We start from the raw sequence: 21,170 nt of genomic DNA, 5'->3' as shown, positions 1-21,170 counted from the left end.
CTTTGTTGTAACCAGGGTAAAGCAGGGAGTGTGCCAACCCTGTTTCCTGTACCGGCCTCTTCGCGGGTAAACCCGCTCCCACAGGGATCGCCACATTTTTCAGACCTGTGCAGTACCTGTGGGAGCGGGTTTACCCGCGAAGAGGCCGGCACACTTCATGCACATTCACAGTGCACTACACCCCATCCTGGGGCACGTCAGTACACATCCCGCCGATAGCGTTTGGCCTTGCTCAGATTCTCGACATAAGCCGCAGCCGCCACTGCATCCATGCCGCCATGCTCGGCCACGATCGCCCGCAACGCCGCATCCACATCCCTGGCCATGCGCTGCGCGTCGCCACACACATAGAAGTACGCCCCCGCCTCCAGCCACTGCCACAGCTGCGCGCCCTGTTCGAGCATGCGCTGCTGCACGTAGACCTTCTCGGCCTGGTCACGCGAAAACGCCGTGTCCAGACGCAAGTGCCCTGTAGCCTGCCAGGCCTGCAGCTGCTCCTGGTAATAGAAATCGGTGGCCGCGTACTGCTCGCCGAAGAACAGCCAGTTGGCCCCTTTCGCCCCACGTGCCTCTCGCTCTTCGAGGAAGGCCCTGAACGGCGCAATGCCGGTACCAGGCCCAACCATGATCACCGGCACGCTGTCGTCCTCGGGCAGGCGAAAGTGCTTCGACACCTGCGGGAAGATCGCCACCTTCAGTGCCTGCGCACGGTCGGCAAGGAAGCTTGAGCACACGCCTTTGCGCGCGCCATAGCGCACCGTGGAAACGGTCAGGTGCACCTGCTGCGGGTGCGCCAGCGGGCTGGAGCTGATCGAATACAGGCGCGGCTGCAACGGCTTGAGCAGCTCCAGCCAGCTGGCCAACGGCAGCTGCTGGGGGAAGGCGCGCAGCACATCGACCAGTTGCCGCCCCCACAACCAGTCCTGCAGCTCGGCCTTGCACTCGGGCTGCAGCAGGCGCTGCAGGTCCGGGGCATTGCCAGCGAAAGCCTGCAGCTGCTGCGGGGTGACCTTGGCGATCTCCAGGTGCGCTTGCAGGGCTTCGGTCAACGGCATGGCGGGCTGGCCTTTCAGCTCGACCATGGTCTGGCCATCGAGCTGCATCAGCGCCAGCAACTCGTCGACCAGGGCCGGACAGTTGCGCGGCCAAACGCCCAGGGCATCACCAGCGGCATAGGTGAAGCCGCTGCCGCTCAGGTCGAACACCAGTTGACGGGTTTCCTTGGTGGCACCCGGGCCGTTGAGCAAGCGGTTTTCCAGCAGGGTGGCGGCCCAAGGTTGCTGCTTGCCGTAGGCCGACACGGGCGCAGGCTCGGTGACCGGTTGCGGTCCAGCGGCGCGGCCTAGCGTGGGCAGCAGCGCATCCAGCCAGGCGGCGAAGGCGTCGTCGAAGTCCGGCTCGCAGTCCACCCGCTGCAGCAGGCGCCGCCCCCCAAGCTCGGCCAGGCGCTGGTCGAGCTGGCGGCCAAAGCCGCAGAACTGGTCGTAACTGGAGTCGCCCAGGGCCAGCACGGCAAAAGGCAGTTCGGCACAGTGGGCGCCCTCCTCGCCCTGCAAGGCGTGCCAAAATGCTGCTGCGCTGTCGGGCGCTTCGCCATCGCCAAAAGTGCTGGCGATCAGCACCACGCTGGCGGCGCCCTGCAGCTGGCGCGGGCTGACCGCTTCCATGCAACTGAGCTGCACATCGAGGCCGGCGGCGCGCAGGCGCTCGGCACAGCGTTCGGCCAACAGCTCGCCGTTGCCGGTTTGCGAAGCCCACAGCACCTGGTGCCGTGGTGCTTTCAACGGCACATCGGGCAGCGCCGCAGGCTGGGCGAACAGCCCGGCCAGCAAGCCATCGACGAACAACCGGCGGTTGGCGGCCAGCGGCGCACTGGCCGGCAGGCAGGGCACGCCCTCGGCGCGGGCCTGGTCCAGGCCCAGCAGGAAGCCTTGCAGGTAATGGCGCTCTTCCTCGGCCAGCACCGGGGCTGGCAGGGCGTCCAGGCCAAGCAGTCGGGACAGGGTGGCGGTCGGCATGCGGGCAGGCTCCGGATTGGCAGTGTTCAGATCAAGGGCTTCGATGCGCTCACCGGCAACCCGCTCCAGGGTCACGGCACAATGCTTGAACGCTGGCTGCAGCGACAGCGGGTCGACCGCATCGCAGGTCACGGCGTTGATCGCCAGCTGCTCGCCGATCAGGTCGTTCCAGTGGAACGGGGCAAAGCAGTTGCCCGGCATCACCCGGTCGCTGATTCGCACGGGCAGCACGGCCTGCCCACGGCGCGAGCGAATGGCCACCTGGTCCTTTTCGGCGATGCCCAGCCGGGCAGCATCGTCGCGATGGATTTCCACGAAGGGGCCGGGCTCCAGCTTGTTCAGCGCCGGTACCTTGCCGGTCTTGGTCAGGGTGTGCCACTGGTGCTGCACGCGGCCGGTATTCAGCACCATGGGGTAATCGGCATCTGGCAGCTCCGCTGCCGGCAACCAGGGGCGGGCGAAGAAGCGAGCCTTGCCGCTGGCGGTCGGGAAAGCCAATGTCGGGCACTCGCCCTGGGCATCGCGCAGCAGCATCTGGCTGCTGCCGTCGTTGCGATAGCGCAATGGGCTGCGCGGGTTGTCGCGGCCCGGGGCGCAGGGCCACTGGTGCGGCTGCTCGCGCAGTTCGGCATAGCCGATGCCCCGCAGGTCGTAGCCGGTGGTTGGGTTGTGGAAGCGGCGGATTTCTTCGTACACCGCTTCGGCATCGGGGTAGTCGAAGGCGTCGGCGTAGCCCATGGCACAAGCGACCCGGGCGATGATCTGCCAGTCTGGCAGGCTCTGCCCGGGCGGTTCGACGGCGCGTGGCATGAGGGTGAGGTTGCGCTCGCTGTTGATCATCACGCCCTCGCCTTCGGCCCACAGCGCAGCCGGTAGCAGGATGTCGGCGTAGCGGTTGGTCTCGGTGTCGAGGAAGGCGTCCTGGGTAATCACCAGCTCAGCCTGGCGCAGGCCGTCGATCACCTGCTGGCGGTTGGCGACACTGGCCACCGGGTTGCTGCAGATGACCCAACAGGCTTTGACCACGCCGCTTTTCATCTGCTCGAACAGCGCCACCGTGCCCTCGCCGCCTTCGCTGCGCAGGCTGCCTGGGGCCAGTTGCCATTGCTGCTCGACGAAGGCGCGGTCTTGCGCTACCAGCGCCGAGCGCTGGCCTGGCAGGCCGGGGCCCATGTAGCCCATCTCGCGGCCGCCCATGGCATTGGGTTGGCCAGTCAACGAGAACGGCCCGCTGCCGGGGCGGCAGATGGCACCCGTGGCCAGATGCAGGTTGCAGACCGCATTGGTGTGCCAGGTGCCGTGGATGCTCTGGTTCAGCCCCATGGTCCAGCAGCTCATCCAGTTGCTGGCGCTGCCGATCCATTCGGCGGCCTTGATGATGTCGGCTTCGGCCAACCCGGTGATGGCGGCCACGCGGTCAGGGGTGTAGTCATCGAGAAAGGCCGGCAGTTCGTCCCAGCCTTCGGTGTGGCGGGCGATGAAGCCGGGGTCGGTGTGGCCGTTACGCAGCAGCAGGTGCAGCAGGCCGTTGAGCAAGGCCATGTCGCTGCCGGGGCGCACCTGCAGGAACAGGTCGGCCTTGTCGGCGGTAGCAGTGCGCCGCGGATCGACGACGATCAGCTTGGCACCCGCCTTGACCCGGTCGAGCAGGCGCAGGAACAGGATCGGGTGACAGTCGGCCATGTTGGCGCCGATGACCAGGAATACGTCGGCATGCTCGAAGTCCTGGTAGCTGCCGGGCGGGCCATCGGCACCGAGCGACAGCTTGTAGCCGCTGCCGGCACTGGCCATGCACAGGCGCGAGTTGGACTCGATGTGGCGGGTGCGGATAAAGCCCTTGGCCAGTTTGTTGGCCAGGTACTGTGCCTCCAGCGACATCTGCCCGGACACATACAGTGCCACGGCGTCGGGGCCGTGCTGGTCGAGGATGCCACGCAGGCGCGCAGCGGCGGCGGCGATGGCCTGGTCGATGCCGGTTCGCGCTGGCTGCTGGCTGCGCTGCTGGCGTACATAGGCATCCTCCATGCGCCCGGCGGCGGTCAGCGGCAGGTGTGCGGTGAGGCCTTTGGTGCACAGGCGGCCAAAGTTGCTGGGGTGCTGCTTGTCGCCGCTGATCTTGCCGACCTTGCCATCGGCAACGCTCATGACGATGCCGCAACCGACGCCGCAATAGGGGCAGACGCTGCGCACTTCGCTGTTGGCCATGGGCGGGCTCCTGTGGGGAACGCAAAAGGCGCCGGCTGCTCCGGCTTGCTGGGCAAGCGGGGCAACACGGCGCCTTTGTCGTGAAGTTTTGTGGGCTGTCGACGTTGATAGCCCTGGGTAGCGGTAGATCAGCAATTTATGGGCCAGCTGTGCCGACCCTTTCGCGGGTGAACCCGCTCCCACAGGTACATCGCAGCCCTCAGGCCCTGTGATATCCCTGTGGGAGCGGGTTCACCCGCGAAGAGGCCGGCACAGGGAGTGCACCATGCGATGGCAACCCCGCCCTCCATGGCGCTATGCTGGGGCAAATTCCAGCATGAGCAACCGCCCTCCCCCCATGTCCCAGGTGATTATCAAGACCCCCGCCCAACTCGACCTGATGCGCCGCGCCGGCCAGCTGCTTGCCCAGGTGTTCGCCGACCTCGACAGCTTCATCCGCCCTGGCGTGACCACCATGCAGATCAACGACCGCGCCGAAGCGTTCATCATCGGCACGCTCAAGGCCCGCCCGGCGAGCAAGGGCCAGTACGGGTTCCCTTATTCGCTAAACACCTCGGTAGACCATGTGGTGTGCCATGGCATGCCCAAGGCCGATGAAGTGCTGAAGGAAGGCTCGATCATCAACGTCGACATCACCCTGGAACAAGGCGGCTACATCGCCGACTCGTCGAAGATGTACAGCATCGGGCCAATCAGCGATGAGGCGCAGCGCCTGGTCGACACCACCTATGACGCGCTATGGAAAGGCATCGAACAGGTACGCCCCGGGGCTACGTTGGGCGATATCGGCCATGCCATCCAGACCCATGCCGAAGCGGCGGGCTACAGCGTCGTGCGTGAGTATTGCGGGCATGGCATTGGCCAGCAGATGCATGAAGGGCCCGAGGTGCTGCACATTGGCCAGCGCGGGATGGGCCTGAAGTTGAAGCCGGGGATGGTGTTCACCATCGAACCGATGATCAACCAGGGCGGACGCGGGACGCGCACGCTGAAGGATGGCTGGACGGTGATTACCCGCGACCACAGCTTGTCGGCGCAGTGGGAGCATACCGTGGCGGTGACCGAGGATGGGTTTGAAGTGCTGACATTGCGGGAAGAAGAGCTTCGCGGCTGAAATTGCCGGGGGCGCAAAGCGGCCCCAGGATTTCATGAGCGATGAAATCGCTCAGGATGCAGAAACAAAAAAAGCGACCCTAGGGTCGCTCTCTCTGTTACTTCCGGGTGTTCAGTAGGCCCTGGAAGCGGAATATGGCGCAGCGGACGGGACTCGAACCCGCGACCCCCGGCGTGACAGGCCGGTATTCTAACCGACTGAACTACCGCTGCGCTAAACATCGAGTGGTGGGTGATGACGGGATCGAACCGCCGACCCTCTGCTTGTAAGGCAGATGCTCTCCCGGCTGAGCTAATCACCCATGTCTCTCGGTGTGGCGCGCATTCTACGGGCGACCTGGCGCTCTGGCAAGCACTTATCTAACTTTTTGCAAATTTCCCTGAAACACCAAATCGCAGGCACAAAAAAAGCGACCCTGGGGTCGCTTTCTCTGTTACTTCCGGGTGTTCAGTAGGCCCTGGAAGTGAAATATGGCGCAGCGGACGGGACTCGAACCCGCGACCCCCGGCGTGACAGGCCGGTATTCTAACCGACTGAACTACCGCTGCGCTAAACATCGAGTGGTGGGTGATGACGGGATCGAACCGCCGACCCTCTGCTTGTAAGGCAGATGCTCTCCCGGCTGAGCTAATCACCCTTCGTCTCGGTGTGGCGCGCATTCTACGGACGGCTCCGTACACTGGCAAGCACTTTTTAAACTTTTTTCAAAAAAAACCTCAGGCCTTTCAAAGACCTAGCGTTGCCACGTGCACCTTTACATCCAGCTACAGCTACTGGCACTCCGACAGGGTTGGCCTGAGAGCACCGCTCGGAGAATAATGCCCGCCTCATGCATTAAGGAGAGATTGCCCCTCATGTGGTTCAAGAACCTGCTGACCTACCGCCTGACCCAGGAAGTCCCATTCGAGCCTGAAGCGCTGGAAGCGGCACTGGCCAGCAAGCCGGCCCGCCCCTGCGCCAGCCAGGAGCTGACCACCTATGGTTTCGTCGCGCCATTCGGCAAGGGCGAAGACGCTCCTCTGGTGCATGTCAGCGGCGAGTACCTGCTGATTGCCGCGCGCAAGGAAGAACGCATCCTGCCCAGCAGCGTGGTCAACGACGCGGTAAAGGAAAAGGTCGAAGAGATCGAGACCGAGCAGATGCGCAAGGTCTATAAAAAGGAACGCGACCAGATCAAGGACGAGATCATCCAGGCCTTCCTGCCGCGCGCGTTCATCCGCCGCTCGATGATCTTCGCTGCCATTGCCCCGCGCCTGGGCGTGATCCTGGTCAACTCGGCCAGCGCCAAGCGTGCCGAAGACCTGCTGTCGACCCTGCGTGAAGTGATGGGCTCGCTGCCGGTGCGCCCGGCCACCGTGAAAATCGCACCGGTTGCCACCATGACCGAGTGGGTCAAGTCGCAGGAAGCTGCCGAAGGCTTCTATGTGCTGGACGAGTGCGAACTGCGCGACACTGCCGAAGACGGCGGCATCGTGCGCTGCAAGCGCCAGGACCTTACCGGCGAGGAAATCCAGCTGCACCTGAGCACTGGCAAGGTGGTCACCCAGTTGGCCCTGGCCTGGCAGGACAAGCTGTCGTTCATTCTGGATGACAAGATGGTGATCAAGCGCCTGAAGTTCGAAGAGCTGCTGCAGGAGCAGGCCGAACAGGACGGTGGCGATGAGGCTGCCCAGCAGTTCGATGCCAGCTTCCAGTTGATGATGATGACCTTTGCCGAATTCCTGCCGGTGCTGTTCGAGGCGCTGGGTGGGGAAGAGATCCCGCAAGGGGTCTGAGGTAAATGAGGTATCGGTGCAGGCCTGAAAGATATTTTTTGCCTGCACCGGCCCTATCGCCGGCAAGCCAGCTCCCACAGGAACACCACAGTATTCGGAACCTGTAGCGTACCTGTGGGAGCTGGCTTGCCGGCGATAGGGCCCCTGAAATTCACGCAGCTATAAATAGAAAAGGAATTGCCCCCATGCGTGCCCTCGCCACTCTCAGCCGCTTCGTCGGCAATACCTTCGCCTTGTGGGTGCTGGTGTTCGCCGTACTGGCCTTCGTGCAACCGCAATGGTTCATCGCCCTGAAGGTGGCCATCGTGCCGCTGCTGGGCCTGGTGATGTTCGGCATGGGCCTCACCCTCAAGCTCGATGACTTCGCCGCCCTCGCCCGCCAGCCCTGGCGGGTGATGCTGGGGGTGGTCGCGCACTTCGTGATCATGCCGGGCATGGCCTGGCTGCTGTGCCAGCTGTTCCACCTGCCGCCGGAAATCGCCGTGGGCGTGATCCTGGTCGGTTGCTGCCCGAGCGGCACGGCGTCGAACGTGATGGTCTGGCTGTCGCGCGGCGACCTGGCGCTGGCGGTGGCGATCGCTGCGGTGACCACCCTGCTCGCCCCGCTGCTTACCCCGGCGCTGATCTGGTTCCTGGCCTCGGCCTGGCTGCCGGTGTCCTTCATGGACATGTTCTGGTCGATCCTGCAGCTGGTGATGCTGCCGATCGTGCTCGGGGTGCTGGCCCAGCGGCTGCTTGGCGCGCGAGTGCAAGCGGCGGTGCAGGTACTGCCGCTGGTGTCGGTGGTGAGCATCGTGATGATCGTGTGCGCGGTGGTGGCGGCCAGCCAGGCGAAGATCGCCGAATCGGGGCTGCTGATCATGGCTGTAGTGGTATTGCACAACAGCTTCGGCTACTTGCTGGGGTACCTGACCGGCAGGCTGTGCAAGCTGCCACTGGCACAGCGCAAGTCGCTGGCGCTGGAGGTGGGCATGCAGAACTCCGGGCTGGGCGCGGCACTGGCAGCGGCGCATTTTTCGCCGCTGGCTGCGGTGCCGAGTGCGTTGTTCAGTGTCTGGCACAATATTTCCGGGGCGCTGCTGTCGACCTGGTTCCGGCGCATGGGGGAACCTGTGGCAGAAGCTGAAGGTGGGGAACCGGCCAGGCATTGATGTTGCCTGCACTGGCCCTTTCGCGGGTAAACCCGCTCCCACAGAGATCTCCACAATACTCAGACCTGTGCAGTACCTGTGGGAGCGGGTTTACCCGCGAAGAGGCCCGCACAGGCTTGCCCAGAGGTTTGCATATGTGCACCATGGTACCCACTGTGAGGACGACCTCACGACGCACCGCGTGACCATTCCGGGGACGGCCCCATCATTGACAACGATGGAGACACACCATGTCCTGGATCATCCTGTTCTTCGCCGGCCTGTTCGAGGTCGGCTGGGCCGTCGGCCTGAAATACACCGACGGCTTCAGCAAGCCACTGCCCACCGTCCTCACCGTCGCGGCCATGGCCATCAGCCTGGGCCTGCTGGGCCTGGCCATGAAAGAGTTGCCGCTGGGTACAGCCTATGCCATCTGGACCGGCGTCGGCGCCGTCGGCACGGTGATCGCCGGCATCATCCTGTTCGGCGAGTCCATGGCCCTGGTACGCCTGGTCAGCGTGGCGCTGATCGTTACCGGCCTGGTCGGCCTGAAAGTCAGCGCCAGCTAACGCCCTCCGCCTAGCGCAGGTTGCCGCGCAGGCGGCTGACCTGCTCACGCAACGCCTCTGGCTGCGCCGCCTCCACCGGGATGGCGGCGCCTGCCACGATGGTCACCCGGGACCACAGGCGCTTGAAAAAGCCCTTGGCCGGGTCACGGCTGAAGAAGCTGCCCCAAAGCCCCTGCAAGGCCAACGGAATGACCGGCACCGGGGTTTCTTCGAGGATGCGGTTGACGCCGCCCTTGAACACATCGATTTCGCCGTCCCCGGTCAGCTTGCCCTCCGGGAAGATGCATACCAGCTCGCCATCGGCCAGGTACTCGGCAATGCGCGCGAAAGCACGTTCGTAGATGGCCAGGTCTTCGTTGCGCCCGGCAATCGGGATGGCGCCTGCGGTGCGGAACACGAAGTTGAGTACCGGCAGGTTGTAGATCTTGTAATACATGACGAAGCGGATCGGCCGACGGATCGCCCCGCCCAGCAGCAGCGCATCGACGAACGACACGTGGTTGCACACCAGCAGCGCCGCGCCTTCGTCGGGAATGCGCTCGAGGTCGCGGTGCTGCACGCGGTACATCGAATGGCTGAGCAGCCAGATCAGGAAGCGCATGGTGAACTCGGGCACGATCCTGAAGATATAGGCGTTGACCGCGATATTGAGCAGCGACACCACCAGGAACAGCTGCGGGATGCTCAACTCGGCCAGGCCCAGCAGGATGATGGTGAGTACTGCCGACACCACCATGAACAGGGCATTGAGGATGTTGTTGGCAGCGATCACCCGGGCGCGCTGGTCTTCGGGCGTGCGGGCCTGGATCAGTGCATACAGCGGTACGATGTAGAAGCCGCCGAACACCCCAAGGCCGACGATCGACAGCAGGATCCACCAGGCCTGGCCCATGCCCAACAGCGCCAGCCAGTCGTGCGGCGCCGCAGCAGCCGGTACATCGCCGGAGTGCCACCACCACAGCAGGCCGAACAGGCTCAGGCCGAACGAGCCGAAGGGCACCAGGCCGATTTCCACCTTGCGCCCGCTAAGCCGCTCGCATAGCAGCGAACCCAGGGCAATCCCCACCGAGAACAAGGTCAGTACCAGGGTCACCACCGTGCCATCACCGTGCAGCCAGTCCTTGGCGTAGGCCGGGATTTGCGTGAGGTAGATGGCGCCGACGAACCAGAACCACGAGTTGCCGACGATCGAGCGCGACACCGCCGGCGGCTGCCCCAGGCCCATGCGCAGGATCGCCCAAGACTGCTTGAAGATATTCCAGTCCAGCGGCATTTGCGGCGAGGCGGCGGCGGCCCGCGGGATCCAGCGGCTGGCCAGGTAGCCGAGCACGGCGGTGCCGACCACGCCACCGGCCACCACGGCGGCATAGCTTTCGCTCGACATCATCACCCCGGCGCCGATGGTGCCGGCGAGGATCGCCAGGAAGGTACCGGTTTCCACCAACCCATTGCCGCCGACCAGTTCTTCCTCGCGCAGGGCCTGCGGCAGGATCGAGTACTTCACCGGGCCGAACAGCGCCGAATGGGTTCCCATGCCGAACAGCGCCACCAGCATCAACGTCAGGTGGTTGGTGATGAAGCCGAGTGCGCCTACCGACATGATCGCGATCTCGGCCAGCTTGATGGCCCGGATCAACGCATCCTTGGCGAACTTCTCGCCAAACTGCCCGCCCAGCGCCGAAAACAGGAAGAACGGCAGGATGAACAGCAGGGCGCACAGGTTGACCCAGATCGAACGGTCACCGTCGCCCAGGCTGAGCTTGAACAGGATCGCCAGGATCAGCGACTGCTTGAACAGGTTGTCATTGAAGGCACCCAGCGACTGGGTGATGAAAAACGGCAGGAAACGCCGCTTGCCGAGCAAGGTGAATTGCGAGGAATGACTCATCGTCCATGGTCCTGAGGGCTTTTCAATTGGAGGCGCGCCGGGCGCGACAAGCCACAAATCTGCATGGGAAATGCACTGACTGGCAAGCGCTCAAGGATTCTGGAGGGCTGTACCGGCCCTTTCGCGGGCGTGCCCGCGAAAGGCCTGCGCAGCAGGCCTCTGTTGGCATATGCTGGTAACCACGGCAAAACAGAACAACAAGGATGTGTATGCTCGCCGCCATAAAACGCTACCCGCACACTGTACGCCTGCTGCTCGGCACCACCTTCACCCTCACCGTCGCCCGTGCCCTCACCCTGCCCTACCTGGTGGTGTACCTGGCCGACAATTTCCAGCTGCCGATCAGCCAGATCGGCCTGCTGATCGGTGGCGCACTGATCATCGCCTCGCTGCTGAGCCTGTATGGCGGCCACCTGGTGGATACCTTGCGCAACCACACACTGGTCAGCGCCAGCACTTTGCTGTTTGCCCTGGCCTTTGTCGGCGCGGTCGCCAGCAACTCGGCACTGCTGTTCTTTCTCTGCCTGATAATGATCAACCTGGCCCTGGCAGTGGTCGACATCGCCGCCAAGGCGGGCTTCTGCGCATTGCTCCCGGTGGAGGAGCGGGCCGAAGTGTTCGCCATCAAGTACACCCTCAGCAACGTCGGCTACGCCGCCGGCCCGCTGCTGGGGGTGGCCATGCTGGAGCTGAATGACCATATGCCGTTCATCGCCTCCGCCCTGCTCGGCCTGGGCATGTGCCTGGCCTACTGGCGCCTGGGTGACCGCAGCCTGCAGGCCAGTGTGCCGGACAAGCCCGGGGTCGGCTTCGGCCAGGTGGCACTGGGGCTGGCCCGTGACCGGCGGCTGGTATGCTTCACCCTGGGCGGGGTGCTGAGCGCGGTGGTATTCGGCCAGTTCACCGCCTACTTGTCTCAGTACTTGGTGGTAACCAGCAGCCCGGCTGAGGCGGCGCGCCTGATCGGCTACCTGGTGACCACCAACGCGGTGACGGTGATCGCCCTGCAGTACCTGATCGGCCGCCGCATCAGCCGCCAGCGCCTGATGCCCTGGCTGCTGGCCGGCATGGGCCTGTTCATCGCCGGGCTGCTGGGCTTTGCCTTTGCCGGTTCGGCGCTGGCGTGGTGCCTGGCGATGCTGGTGTTCACCCTGGGCGAGATCATCGTGATCCCGGCCGAGTACATGTTCATCGACCTGATCGCGCCGGAGCACTTGCGTGGGGTGTATTACGGGGCACAGAACCTGTCCAACCTCGGCGCGGCGCTGGGGCCGGTGATGGTGGGGTTCGCCCTGGTGCATCTGTGGCCGGGGGCGATCTTCTACCTGCTGGTGTTGTCGGTGATACTGGCGGGAGTGTTTTATTGGCTGGGTACCCGTAGAGGATGATGTCTGCTCTGCTGGCCTCTTCGCGGGTGAACCCGCTCCCACAGTGCAGTACCTGTGGGAGCGGGTTCACCCGCGAAAGGGCCGGCACAGGTTAAAGAGAACCCTGCGACCACCTGCCACTGCGACCATCGTCTGCGCTGACGAAGCGGCACCTGCGTGCCAGACTGATTGATCGGGACCGCGTTATCTTTTTGCTTCGGAGTTTTCATGTCGTTGTCCAGCGGGCTGATCGCCGTGGTCGCCCTGGCCTATATGGCCATCATGTTCGCCATCGCCTTCTACGGCGACCGCCGCAGCACGCCGTTGCCGCCGAAGCTGCGTGCCTGGGTGTACAGCCTGTCGCTGGCCGTGTACTGCACCAGCTGGACCTTCTTCGGCGCGGTCGGCCAGGCCGCCGAACAGCTCTGGGCATTCCTGCCGATCTACCTGGGCCCGGTGCTGCTGCTGATCTTCGCACCCTGGGTGCTGCAGAAGATGGTGCTGATCAGCAAGCAACAGAACATCACCTCGATTGCCGACTTCATCGCCGCGCGCTACGGCAAGTCGCAATCCCTGGCGGTGGTCGTGGCGCTGATCTGCCTGATCGGCGTGCTGCCGTACATTGCCTTGCAGCTCAAGGGCATCGTGCTGGGCGTGAACCTGCTGATCGGCGCCAATGCCGATGCCACCGGCACCCGCGTACAGGACACCGCACTGGTCGTGTCGCTGGTACTGGCACTGTTCGCCATCGTCTTCGGTACCCGCAGCCTGGACGTGACCGAACACCACCGCGGCATGGTCCTGGCGATTGCCTTCGAATCGTTGATCAAGCTGCTGGCCTTCCTGGCCGTGGGTATCTTCATCGTCTTCAACCTGTATGACGGCTTCGACGACCTGTTCAGCCAGGCCCGCCAGTCGATCCACCTGCAGGACTATTGGCAGGAGACCATCAACTGGCCGTCGATGGTGGTACAGACCGCCGTGGCGATGATGGCGATCATCTGCCTGCCACGGCAGTTCCACGTTACCGTGGTGGAGAACATCGAACCCCAGGACATGCGCCTGGCGCGCTGGGTATTCCCGATGTACCTGGCACTGGCCGCGCTGTTCGTGGTGCCGATTGCCCTGGCCGGGCAGATGCTGCTGCCGGGCACGGTGATTTCCGATTCGTTCGTCATCAGCCTGCCGCTGGCCGAGGCACACCCGAGCCTGGCCCTGCTGGCATTCATCGGTGGTGCCTCGGCGGCCACCGGCATGGTCATCGTCGAGGCCGTGGCGCTATCGACCATGGTCTCCAACGACATGCTGCTGCCCTGGCTGCTGCGCCGTACCAACGCCGAGCGGCCGTTCGAGGCGTTCCGCCACTGGATGCTCTCGGTACGCCGGGTGACAATCGTGGTGATCCTGCTGCTGGCGTATGTCAGCTACCGCCTGCTGGGCTCCACCGCCAGCCTGGCGACCATCGGCCAGATCGCCTTCGCCGCCGTGACCCAACTGACCCCGGCCATGCTCGGTGCGCTGTACTGGAAACAGGCCAACCGCCGCGGTGTGTTCGCCGGCCTGGCCGCTGGTATTTTCCTGTGGTTCTACACCCTGGTGCTGCCGATTGCCGCGCACAGCGTGGGCTGGTCGCTGCAGCTGTTCCCAGGGTTGGCGTGGCTGCACGGCAACCCGCTGAACCTGCCGATCAGCCCGCTGACCCAGGGCGTGGTGCTGTCGCTGGCGGGCAACTTCACCCTGTTCGCCTGGGTCTCGGTGCTGTCGCGCACGCGGGTTTCCGAGCACTGGCAGGCCGGCCGCTTCATAGGCCAGCAGACCAGCGCCAGGCCTAGCAGCAAGCCGCTGCTGGCGGTGCAGATCGACGACCTGCTGACCTTGGCCTCGCGCTTCGTCGGTGAAGAACGCGCCCGGCAGAGCTTCATCCGCTTCGCCTACCGCCAGGGCAAGGGCTTCAACCCCAACCAGAACGCCGACGGCGACTGGATCGAACACACCGAACGCCTGCTGGCCGGGGTACTCGGCACCTCGTCGACCCGTGCCGTGGTCAAGGCCGCCATCGAAGGCCGCGACATGCAACTGGAAGACGTGGTGCGTATCGCCGACGAAGCCAGCGAGGTGCTGCAGTTCAACCGCGCCCTGCTGCAAGGGGCCATCGAGAACATCAACCAGGGCATCAGCGTGGTCGACCAGAACCTGCACCTGGTGGCCTGGAACCGCCGTTACCTGGAACTGTTCAACTACCCCGACGGGCTGATCAGCGTGGGCCGGCCGATCGCCGACATCATCCGCTACAACGCCGAGCGCGGGCTGTGCGGCCCGGGCGAGGCGCAGGTGCATGTGGCGCGGCGCCTGCACTGGATGCGTCAGGGCCGTGCGCACTCCTCCGAGCGCTTGTTCCCCAATGGCCGGGTGATCGAACTGATCGGCAACCCGATGCCGGGCGGCGGTTTCGTCATGAGCTTCACCGATATCACCCCGTTCCGCGAGGCCGAACAAGCCCTGCGCGATGCCAACGAAAGCCTGGAGCAACGGGTGGCGGAACGCACTCATGAGCTGTCGCAACTGAACCAGGCGTTGTCCGAAGCCAAGAGCCGTGCCGAAGCGGTGAGCCAGTCCAAGACCCGTTTCCTGGCTGCGGTCAGCCATGACCTGATGCAGCCGCTGAATGCCGCCCGGCTGTTCTCCGCCGCCTTGTCGCAGCAAGCCGAGGGCATGAATGACGAGGCCCGCCAGCTGGTGCAGCACATGGACAGCTCGCTGCGCTCGGCCGAAGAGCTGATCAGCGACCTGCTGGACATCTCGCGCCTGGAAAACGGCAAGATCACACCGGATGCCAAACCCTTTGCCCTCAACGAGCTGTTCGACACCCTGGGCGCGGAATTCAAGGTGCTGGCCGCAGAGAAGGGCCTGGAGTTCCGCCTGCGTGGCAGCCGCCTGCGGGTGGACAGCGACATGAGGCTGCTGCGCCGGGTGCTGCAGAACTTCCTGACCAACGCCCTGCGCTATGGCAAGAGCCCGATCCTGCTGGGTGCACGGCGCCAAGGTGAGCGGTTGTGGCTCGAGGTTTGGGACCGCGGCCCGGGCATCGCCGACGACAAGCTGCAGGAGATCTTCCAGGAGTTCAAACGCCTGGACAGCCACCAGACCCGCGCCGAAAAAGGCCTGGGCCTGGGCCTGGCGATCGCCGACGGCCTGTGCCGGGTGCTGGGGCACAAGCTGGAAGTGCGCTCGTGGCCGGGCAAGGGCACGGTGTTCCGCGTCAGCGTACCGATTGCCCGCCAGGCCGCCCCGGCGCCCACCGCCCCGGTGGAACAGGGCGGCCAGCCCCTGGCCGGGCTGCAGGTACTGTGCGTGGACAACGAAGACAGCATCCTGATCGGCATGAACAGCCTGCTCAGCCGCTGGGGCTGCCAGGTATGGACCGCGCGCAACCAGGCCGAATGCGAAGCCTTGCTGGGCAAAGGCATGCGCCCGCACCTGGCGCTGGTGGACTACCACCTGGACGACGGCGAGACCGGTACCGGGCTGATGGGCTGGCTACGCGCGCGCCTGGGTGAACCGGTGCCGGGTGTGGTGATCAGTGCCGACGGCAGCAAGGAAACCATCGCCATGGTGCATGCCGCAGGTCTGGACTACCTGGCCAAGCCGGTCAAGCCGGCGGCCCTGCGCGCCATGCTCAATCGCCATCTGAGCCTGGCTCAGTAAGCGCTTCGTCCGGCAACGCCTCGTCGGACAACGCCCGCTCCAGCAGGTCGGCCGGCAGGCTCTTGCTGGCGCGGGCGCCCAGCAGCTTCAACTGTTCGCTGCGGCTGACCAGGTTGCCGCGCCCTTCGCACAGCTTGTTACGCGCGGCAGCATAGGCCTTGTCCACCTGCTGCAGGCGGCTGCCCAGCTCGTCCAGGTCCTGGATGAACAGCACGAACTTGTCGTACAGCCAGCCGGCACGCTCGGCGATCTCGCGGGCGTTCTGGCCCTGGCGTTCCTGCTTCCACAGGCTGTCGATCACCCGCAAGGTAGCCAGCAAGGTGGTCGGGCTGACGATCACGATCTGCCGGTCGAAGGCTTCCTGGAACAGGTTCGGCTCGGCCTGCAGGGCTGCCGAGAACGCTGCCTCGATCGGCACGAACAGCAGCACGAAATCCAGGCTGTGCAGGCCTTCGAGGCGGTTGTAGTCCTTGCTCGACAGGCCTTTGACGTGGCTGCGCAGCGACTGCACATGCTGCTTGAGCGCGGCCTCGTCATTGCTGGCGACGAACTGCTGGTAGGCGGTGAGGCTGACCTTGGCATCCACCACTACCTGCTTGTCGCCCGGCAGCATGATCAGCACATCAGGCTGGAAGCGCTCGCCATCGGCGCTCTTTAGGCTGACCTGGGTCTGGTATTCGCGGCCCTTTTCCAGGCCGGCATGCTCCAATACCCGTTCGAGGATCAGCTCACCCCAGTTGCCCTGGGTTTTCTGACCCTTCAGCGCCTGGGTCAGGTTGGTCGCTTCGTCGGACAGCCGCAGGTTCAGTTGTTGCAGGCGCTCCAGCTCCTTGCCCAGCGAGAAGCGCTCGCGGGCTTCCTGCTGGTAGCTTTCCTCCACGCGTTTTTCAAAGGCCTGGATGCGCTCCTTGAGCGGGTCGAGCAACTGGCCGAGATGCTGCTGGCTGGTCTGGGCGAAGCGCTGCTCGCGCTCGTCGAAGATCTTGGTAGCCATGTCGGCGAACTGGGCGCGCAGGGTGTCGCGAGCTTCCTGCAGGTCTTCCAGGCGCTGCTGGTGGCTTTCCTGCTGCTCGCGCAGTTCGGCGTCCAGGCGTGCGGTCTGCGCCTCCAGGCGGCGCAGTTCGGCTTCGCGGTTGGCACGTTCGAGGTTCCAGGCGTGGGCGGCGTCGCGGGCGTTGTCGCGATCGATCTGCAGCAGTTCCAGCTCACGGCCCTGGGCGGCCAGCTGGGTCTGCTTGACGGTGTTGGCTTCAGTAAGGTCGCTGACCTCGTCGCGGCTGGCCTCCAATTGCGCCTGCAGGCCGGCCATGGCCAGCTGGGCAGCATTGAGGCGCTCTTCAAGCAAGGCCTGCTCGCCTTGCCGCGCGCCCTGGCGGCGCTGCACCTGCATGACCCAACCCAGGCAAGGTAATGCACCTGCCACCAAGCCCAGCAGAATGCTGGCCAGATCCACTGTCATGCTTACCCCGAATGATCCTGGATGAATGCATCGCAGCTTATCAGCCTGAGCGGTGTGTTGCCTGTTCCGGCCTCTTCGCGGGTAACCCCGCTCCCACAGGGATTGCACAGTATCCGAGGTATAGCTATTCCTGTGGGAGCGGGTTTACCCGCGAAGAGGCCAGTGCTGGCAACACACCTCAGGCATGAAACCACTGCCTCAAAAGCCGCCGCGCCTCCTGCGACCCCTGCCCCGCCGCCAGCTCCAGCCAGTACCGCGCCTGCTCCGGCTCGCTGTGCTGGCACAGTCGCGCGTATTCCAGCTGCGCCCGCCGGTCACCGGCGCGGGCAGCCTGGCGCAGCAGTTCATGGCCAATACGCCGGTCACGGGCATTGCCGCAATCACGGCACAACATCTGCCCCAGCCGGCTTTGCGCCACTACCACACCCTGACGTGCTGGCTGTTTCAACAGACGCCCGGCCAGGTGCTTGACCTGCGGCTTGTCACCCAGGCGCGGGTTATCGAGCAGCCACAAGGCCACTTTGAGGGAAAACCGTTTGGGGGGAGGCGCAGGCGTGGATGCTGCGGGGCTGGCGAGGGGTTTACCGCGAAACTTCATGAGCAACAGGTATGGCAACTCGAAAGGCGCGCCACTTTACCCTTTTTTTTGCACCTTGGCCTTTCGATTTCCGGAGGATTGAAAAAATTTTCAATGATCTTTTCTTGACGTTTTCAAGTGGATGACCAAGAGGGCTTCCGGAGCATGTCGATTGTCGGACAGTTCACTGTATTGCTGGCACGCCCGTCCTAGAGCAAGCGCTCGGGACAATCCACAGTTCCTGTGGATAACTCGGTGGACAACCACCCCACATCCCTCGCAAACCCCCATGAATTGGGGCTTTCGCTCAAACTGACGATTTTTTCACCAGCTAAAAATAGTGTTTTTTTTCATTGACTTAACCGTCCAGTCAAGGCATTGGCGAAGCGGTTGTGGCGTACTGCGAGCCAGTTGCAAGCGCTGCTCCGAATGTGAACAAGTGCACCATAAACCTTCATTTGAGTGCACGAAATCGGTACATCCGGCCGGATGCGGGCTTTTTGCCCCCTCTTCCCAGCAGAGCAAATACGCGCCATACTGCTCGGCTCACCTGAACAAACATGAAATGCTTGCCAAGCGCCTGTATTTCCGTTAAGGTGCGCCTCGTTAGTACCAAGCTGAAAGTCAATTCTGGCCTTGAGCGTCCTTGCAGACCCGCTCCTCCCAAGGGTGGCGCTGCTGAAACCAGGACCGGCCAATTCGATGATTCACTCGCCAGCCCAGCGCTGTTCAAGCACGAATCACGTGACAGATTGATCAGGATCCCACCCCGACGGCCTAGAACCATGGCCCCGGCGTGCTGCCTGCCTTCTGAAGTACCTACCAGTCAGCCCAAGCGCCCACCTTTGATTGCGCTCCCTCTGGCTGCCCTGTTCCAGTCAGGTTCATTCGTCCCTTAATAAAGGCGTCACTGGAACGTTTCTATCATGCACGGATCATAACCCCGTGTTTAAAGCAGGAACCTCCAACAATATGCAAACTCATCATCAGATTCAGGCTGCCATTGGCACCCTCTCCCAGGCCTTCTCGCCGTTGAAGTGCCTTATCGTTGCCCCTCGCAAGGGCAGCTTCAGCTTTACCCTGGTAGACGAACACGGCGTCGCCTGCCATACCGAACGGCTGTACCCCGAACAGTACAGCCGCAGTGAACCGCTGCAGGCGGTCATCGCCCGCACCCGCCAGTCGCTCACTGCGTGAGTGGCGAATATTGCGGTATTCAAGCGCTGAATGATCACATCGCAAGCCTGCCTGAACGTTCGTGGCGTAATTGCCTTAAGGCATATAGCCCGAAACGTCAGGCAGCAATCGATTTAAAAACAGCCCTTTACACCACGATTATCACACTACACTTCAACTCGAGCGGTGCTTGCCGCTTCCGGCGGGCCTGATCACTCACCAGCTGCCAAGCTCCAGCGCCCGTCCGGCCCCTAACTGCTCGAGGGCATCATGGGTATCGCGGCGAATGAATTGTGTCAGTATGTGATCCGGCCTACCCTGGTCTACCTGAACCGTCACTGCGCCAGCGCCGAAGCCTTGCTGCTTGGCATCGCCGCCAGCCAGTCGGCCCTGGGGTCGGCCTTGCACGACCGTCGTGGCCACGGTCTGTACCGTATCGGCGAACACCGTCACCAGGCAATCTGGGACGACTACCTTGCCCGAGACCCCGACCTGGCCAGCCTGGTCCGCGGCCTGGCTAGCCAGCACGCCTTCCTCGGCGGCCCGCACCTGGAACTCACCGTAAACCTGCGCTATTCCACCGCCATTGCCTGGATGCTCGTCGAAGAGCAGGCCACGCCCTTGCCTGCAGCCGACGACCTTCTCGCACTGGCGCGGATCTGGCGACAGATTTTCAACCCCCAAGGTCGCCTGCGCGACTTCACCCACGCCTGGCATACCTGCATAGATCAGAGATTGCCGCAGGCATCTTGAGACACGTCCTACAACGAAACCGGAAAAAAGGGAATTTTGGTCGGATTGTCCTACAAAACCGCTCTATCTCCTGCGATTGAGGCTATAGCGCGGCGGGTGATTTGTTGGTAGCTTTTCGCCCCGGAGATCCCAAGGAGTTTTCTAATAATGAAAAAAGTAATGCTCAAAACCTCCCTCGGCATTGCCGTTGCCCTCGCTTCCAGCCAACTGCTTGCCGCAGGTTTCGCGCTGAACGAGCAAAGCATCAGCAGCATGGGGACCGGTTTCGCGGGACGTTCGTCTTCTGCCGAAGATGCCAGCACCGTATTTGGCAACCCTGCTGGCATGTCGCGCCTCAAGCGCGAACAAGTAACCGTGGGTGGCGCAGCTGTCATCGCCAAGTCCGACATCTCGGGCCCGGGTAGCAACTTTGGGGGGGAAACCGATGGCGACATGGTGCCGCTCGTTGGTGTGCCCATGGGTTACTACGTCAAACCGATCGACGACCACTGGAGCGTAGGCTTCGGCGTCTACGTACCGTTTGGCCTGGTGACCGACTACGGCGATGGTGACGCTGCACGTTACTGGGGCAAGAAGAGCCATGTCGAGGTAATCACCTTCCAGCCAACCGTAAGCTACGCCTTCAACGACAAGGTCTCGATCGGTTTTGGCCCGACCTTCAACCGCATCAAGGGCGAACTGGGCTCGAACTTGCCTACCCCCGCGTTCCTGGGTGGTCAAGACGGAGAGGTAAAGATCAAGGGTGACGATACCGCCGTGGGTTACAACATCGGCATCCTGGTCCAGGCCACCGACCGCACCCGTCTCGGCCTGACCTACCACTCGATGGTCGACTACAAGCTGGAAGGCAAAACTCGCGTCAGCACCCCGCTGATCGGACCGTTCAACGGTGACAAGTTCGATGCGACACTGAAGATCAAGACACCGGAATCGGTCGATTTCTCGGTCACCCACGAACTCGATGACCAGTGGACCCTGTACGCCGGTAGCACCTGGACTCGCTGGAGCCGTCTGGAAGACATCACCGTGCAAAACGATGTCCCAGCGCAACTTGCAGGTTCGGCATTCGAGACCATCAAGGAAGACCAGAATTGGCACGACACCTGGGCTCATGCCATTGGTGCGTCTTACAAAGTCAACAAGGAGTGGGTACTGCGCACCGGCTTTACCGTCGACCAGTCGCCTACCAACAACCACGACCGCTCGCCGCGCATTCCGACTGGCGATCGTAAGGTATTCAGCCTGGGTGCTGGCTGGAGCCCGAACGACGATATGACCATCGACGTAGCCTATTCCTACCTGTGGGAAGAAGACGTCAAGGTCAACCAGGTCAGCCCCACCAAAGGCAGCTACCAGGCCAAGTACGAGAACAGCGCTCACGGTATCGGTGCGTCCCTCACCTACCGCTTCTGATCAGTACGCTTCACATGAAAA

General features: G+C 63.4%; 13 protein-coding genes and 4 tRNA genes. 9 read left to right on the top strand and 8 right to left on the bottom strand.

Annotated elements, in window-relative coordinates:
• Positions 1–197: 197 nt before the first annotated feature.
• Positions 198–4,223, bottom strand: coding sequence for a molybdopterin-dependent oxidoreductase (locus R9B85_RS18870; protein ID WP_375149650.1), 4,026 nt, complete (start codon positions 4,221–4,223; stop codon positions 198–200).
• 316 nt (positions 4,224–4,539) lie between these two features.
• Here R9B85_RS18870 and map point away from each other — a divergent pair, with 316 nt between their 5' ends.
• Positions 4,540–5,337: a type I methionyl aminopeptidase gene (gene map, locus R9B85_RS18865; protein ID WP_370290712.1), complete on the top strand. Its 798-nt coding sequence runs from the start codon at positions 4,540–4,542 to the stop codon at positions 5,335–5,337.
• 135 nt (positions 5,338–5,472) lie between these two features.
• Here map and R9B85_RS18860 read toward each other — a convergent pair.
• The 4 genes from R9B85_RS18860 to R9B85_RS18845 all read right to left on the bottom strand — a co-directional run bounded on the left by R9B85_RS18860 (position 5,473) and on the right by R9B85_RS18845 (position 5,974).
• A tRNA-Asp gene (locus tag R9B85_RS18860) sits at positions 5,473–5,549 on the bottom strand.
• Positions 5,550–5,562: 13 nt separating this feature from the next.
• A tRNA-Val gene (locus R9B85_RS18855) sits at positions 5,563–5,638 on the bottom strand.
• Positions 5,639–5,808: 170 nt separating this feature from the next.
• Positions 5,809–5,885: transfer RNA gene (locus tag R9B85_RS18850), tRNA-Asp, on the bottom strand.
• Positions 5,886–5,898: 13 nt separating this feature from the next.
• A tRNA-Val gene (locus R9B85_RS18845) sits at positions 5,899–5,974 on the bottom strand.
• A gap of 217 nt (positions 5,975–6,191) precedes the next feature.
• Here R9B85_RS18845 and rdgC point away from each other — a divergent pair.
• The 3 genes from rdgC (at position 6,192) to sugE (ending at position 8,811) form a co-directional block, all read left to right on the top strand.
• Positions 6,192–7,112 carry a recombination-associated protein RdgC gene (gene rdgC / locus R9B85_RS18840; protein WP_013971401.1) on the top strand — a complete coding sequence of 307 codons (921 nt, stop codon included), beginning with the start codon at positions 6,192–6,194 and terminating at the stop codon, positions 7,110–7,112.
• Positions 7,113–7,297: 185 nt separating this feature from the next.
• A complete protein-coding gene (locus R9B85_RS18835; RefSeq protein WP_112249359.1) occupies positions 7,298–8,263 on the top strand; it encodes a bile acid:sodium symporter family protein in 966 nt (321 codons plus the stop codon).
• Positions 8,264–8,493: 230 nt separating this feature from the next.
• A complete protein-coding gene (gene sugE, locus R9B85_RS18830) occupies positions 8,494–8,811 on the top strand; it encodes a quaternary ammonium compound efflux SMR transporter SugE (RefSeq protein ID WP_025338047.1) in 318 nt (105 codons plus the stop codon).
• 10 nt (positions 8,812–8,821) lie between these two features.
• Here sugE and R9B85_RS18825 read toward each other — a convergent pair whose 3' ends face one another.
• Complete coding sequence (locus R9B85_RS18825; RefSeq protein WP_112249361.1) at positions 8,822–10,699, bottom strand: MFS transporter; 1,878 nt, start codon at positions 10,697–10,699, stop codon at positions 8,822–8,824.
• 209 nt (positions 10,700–10,908) lie between these two features.
• On the opposite strand from R9B85_RS18825, the gene R9B85_RS18820 reads away from it, so the two are divergent.
• Positions 10,909–12,087 carry an MFS transporter gene (locus tag R9B85_RS18820; protein ID WP_112249362.1) on the top strand — a complete coding sequence of 393 codons (1,179 nt, stop codon included), beginning with the start codon at positions 10,909–10,911 and terminating at the stop codon, positions 12,085–12,087.
• A 207-nt stretch (positions 12,088–12,294) separates the two neighbouring features.
• Complete coding sequence (locus R9B85_RS18815; protein WP_423770436.1) at positions 12,295–15,771, top strand: NahK/ErcS family hybrid sensor histidine kinase/response regulator; 3,477 nt, start codon at positions 12,295–12,297, stop codon at positions 15,769–15,771.
• On the opposite strand, the gene rmuC is transcribed toward R9B85_RS18815, so the two are convergent.
• Both rmuC and R9B85_RS18805 read right to left on the bottom strand, forming a co-directional pair.
• Entirely contained in the window at positions 15,743–17,116 is a 1,374-nt protein-coding gene (gene rmuC / locus R9B85_RS18810; RefSeq protein ID WP_181457284.1) for a DNA recombination protein RmuC, read from the bottom strand. The two genes, R9B85_RS18815 and rmuC, sit on opposite strands and share 29 nt — an antisense overlap.
• 292 nt (positions 17,117–17,408) lie before the next feature.
• Positions 17,409–17,828, bottom strand: coding sequence for a tetratricopeptide repeat protein (locus tag R9B85_RS18805; RefSeq protein ID WP_025338042.1), 420 nt, complete (start codon positions 17,826–17,828; stop codon positions 17,409–17,411).
• Between the two features lie 951 nt (positions 17,829–18,779).
• Here R9B85_RS18805 and R9B85_RS18800 point away from each other — a divergent pair.
• From R9B85_RS18800 to R9B85_RS18790, 3 genes are all read left to right on the top strand, one after another.
• Entirely contained in the window at positions 18,780–19,004 is a 225-nt protein-coding gene (locus R9B85_RS18800) for a hypothetical protein (RefSeq protein WP_003257337.1), read from the top strand.
• A 249-nt stretch (positions 19,005–19,253) separates the two neighbouring features.
• Positions 19,254–19,736 carry a hypothetical protein gene (locus tag R9B85_RS18795; RefSeq protein ID WP_025338041.1) on the top strand — a complete coding sequence of 161 codons (483 nt, stop codon included), beginning with the start codon at positions 19,254–19,256 and terminating at the stop codon, positions 19,734–19,736.
• Positions 19,737–19,883: 147 nt separating this feature from the next.
• On the top strand, positions 19,884–21,149 hold the full coding sequence (locus R9B85_RS18790) for an OmpP1/FadL family transporter (protein WP_112249365.1): 1,266 nt from the start codon (positions 19,884–19,886) through the stop codon (positions 21,147–21,149).
• The last annotated feature ends 21 nt before the right edge of the window (positions 21,150–21,170 follow it).

The organism is Pseudomonas sp. NLJ1, from assembly GCF_049486705.1.
Lineage (GTDB): Bacteria > Pseudomonadota > Gammaproteobacteria > Pseudomonadales > Pseudomonadaceae > Aquipseudomonas > Aquipseudomonas inefficax.
The sequence above is the reverse complement of the archived record's forward strand: the minus strand, read 5'-3'. Positions and strand labels throughout refer to the sequence as shown.

Coding starts and splice junctions, on each gene's coding strand:
- R9B85_RS18870 (WP_375149650.1), bottom strand. CDS start 4,223: ATGGCCAACAGCGAAGTGCGCAGCGTCTGCCCCTATTGCGGCGTCGGT.
- map (WP_370290712.1), top strand. CDS start 4,540: ATGAGCAACCGCCCTCCCCCCATGTCCCAGGTGATTATCAAGACCCCC.
- rdgC (WP_013971401.1), top strand. CDS start 6,192: ATGTGGTTCAAGAACCTGCTGACCTACCGCCTGACCCAGGAAGTCCCA.
- R9B85_RS18835 (WP_112249359.1), top strand. CDS start 7,298: ATGCGTGCCCTCGCCACTCTCAGCCGCTTCGTCGGCAATACCTTCGCC.
- sugE (WP_025338047.1), top strand. CDS start 8,494: ATGTCCTGGATCATCCTGTTCTTCGCCGGCCTGTTCGAGGTCGGCTGG.
- R9B85_RS18825 (WP_112249361.1), bottom strand. CDS start 10,699: ATGAGTCATTCCTCGCAATTCACCTTGCTCGGCAAGCGGCGTTTCCTG.
- R9B85_RS18820 (WP_112249362.1), top strand. CDS start 10,909: ATGCTCGCCGCCATAAAACGCTACCCGCACACTGTACGCCTGCTGCTC.
- R9B85_RS18815 (WP_423770436.1), top strand. CDS start 12,295: ATGTCGTTGTCCAGCGGGCTGATCGCCGTGGTCGCCCTGGCCTATATG.
- R9B85_RS18805 (WP_025338042.1), bottom strand. CDS start 17,828: ATGAAGTTTCGCGGTAAACCCCTCGCCAGCCCCGCAGCATCCACGCCT.
- R9B85_RS18800 (WP_003257337.1), top strand. CDS start 18,780: ATGCAAACTCATCATCAGATTCAGGCTGCCATTGGCACCCTCTCCCAG.
- R9B85_RS18795 (WP_025338041.1), top strand. CDS start 19,254: ATGGGTATCGCGGCGAATGAATTGTGTCAGTATGTGATCCGGCCTACC.
- R9B85_RS18790 (WP_112249365.1), top strand. CDS start 19,884: ATGAAAAAAGTAATGCTCAAAACCTCCCTCGGCATTGCCGTTGCCCTC.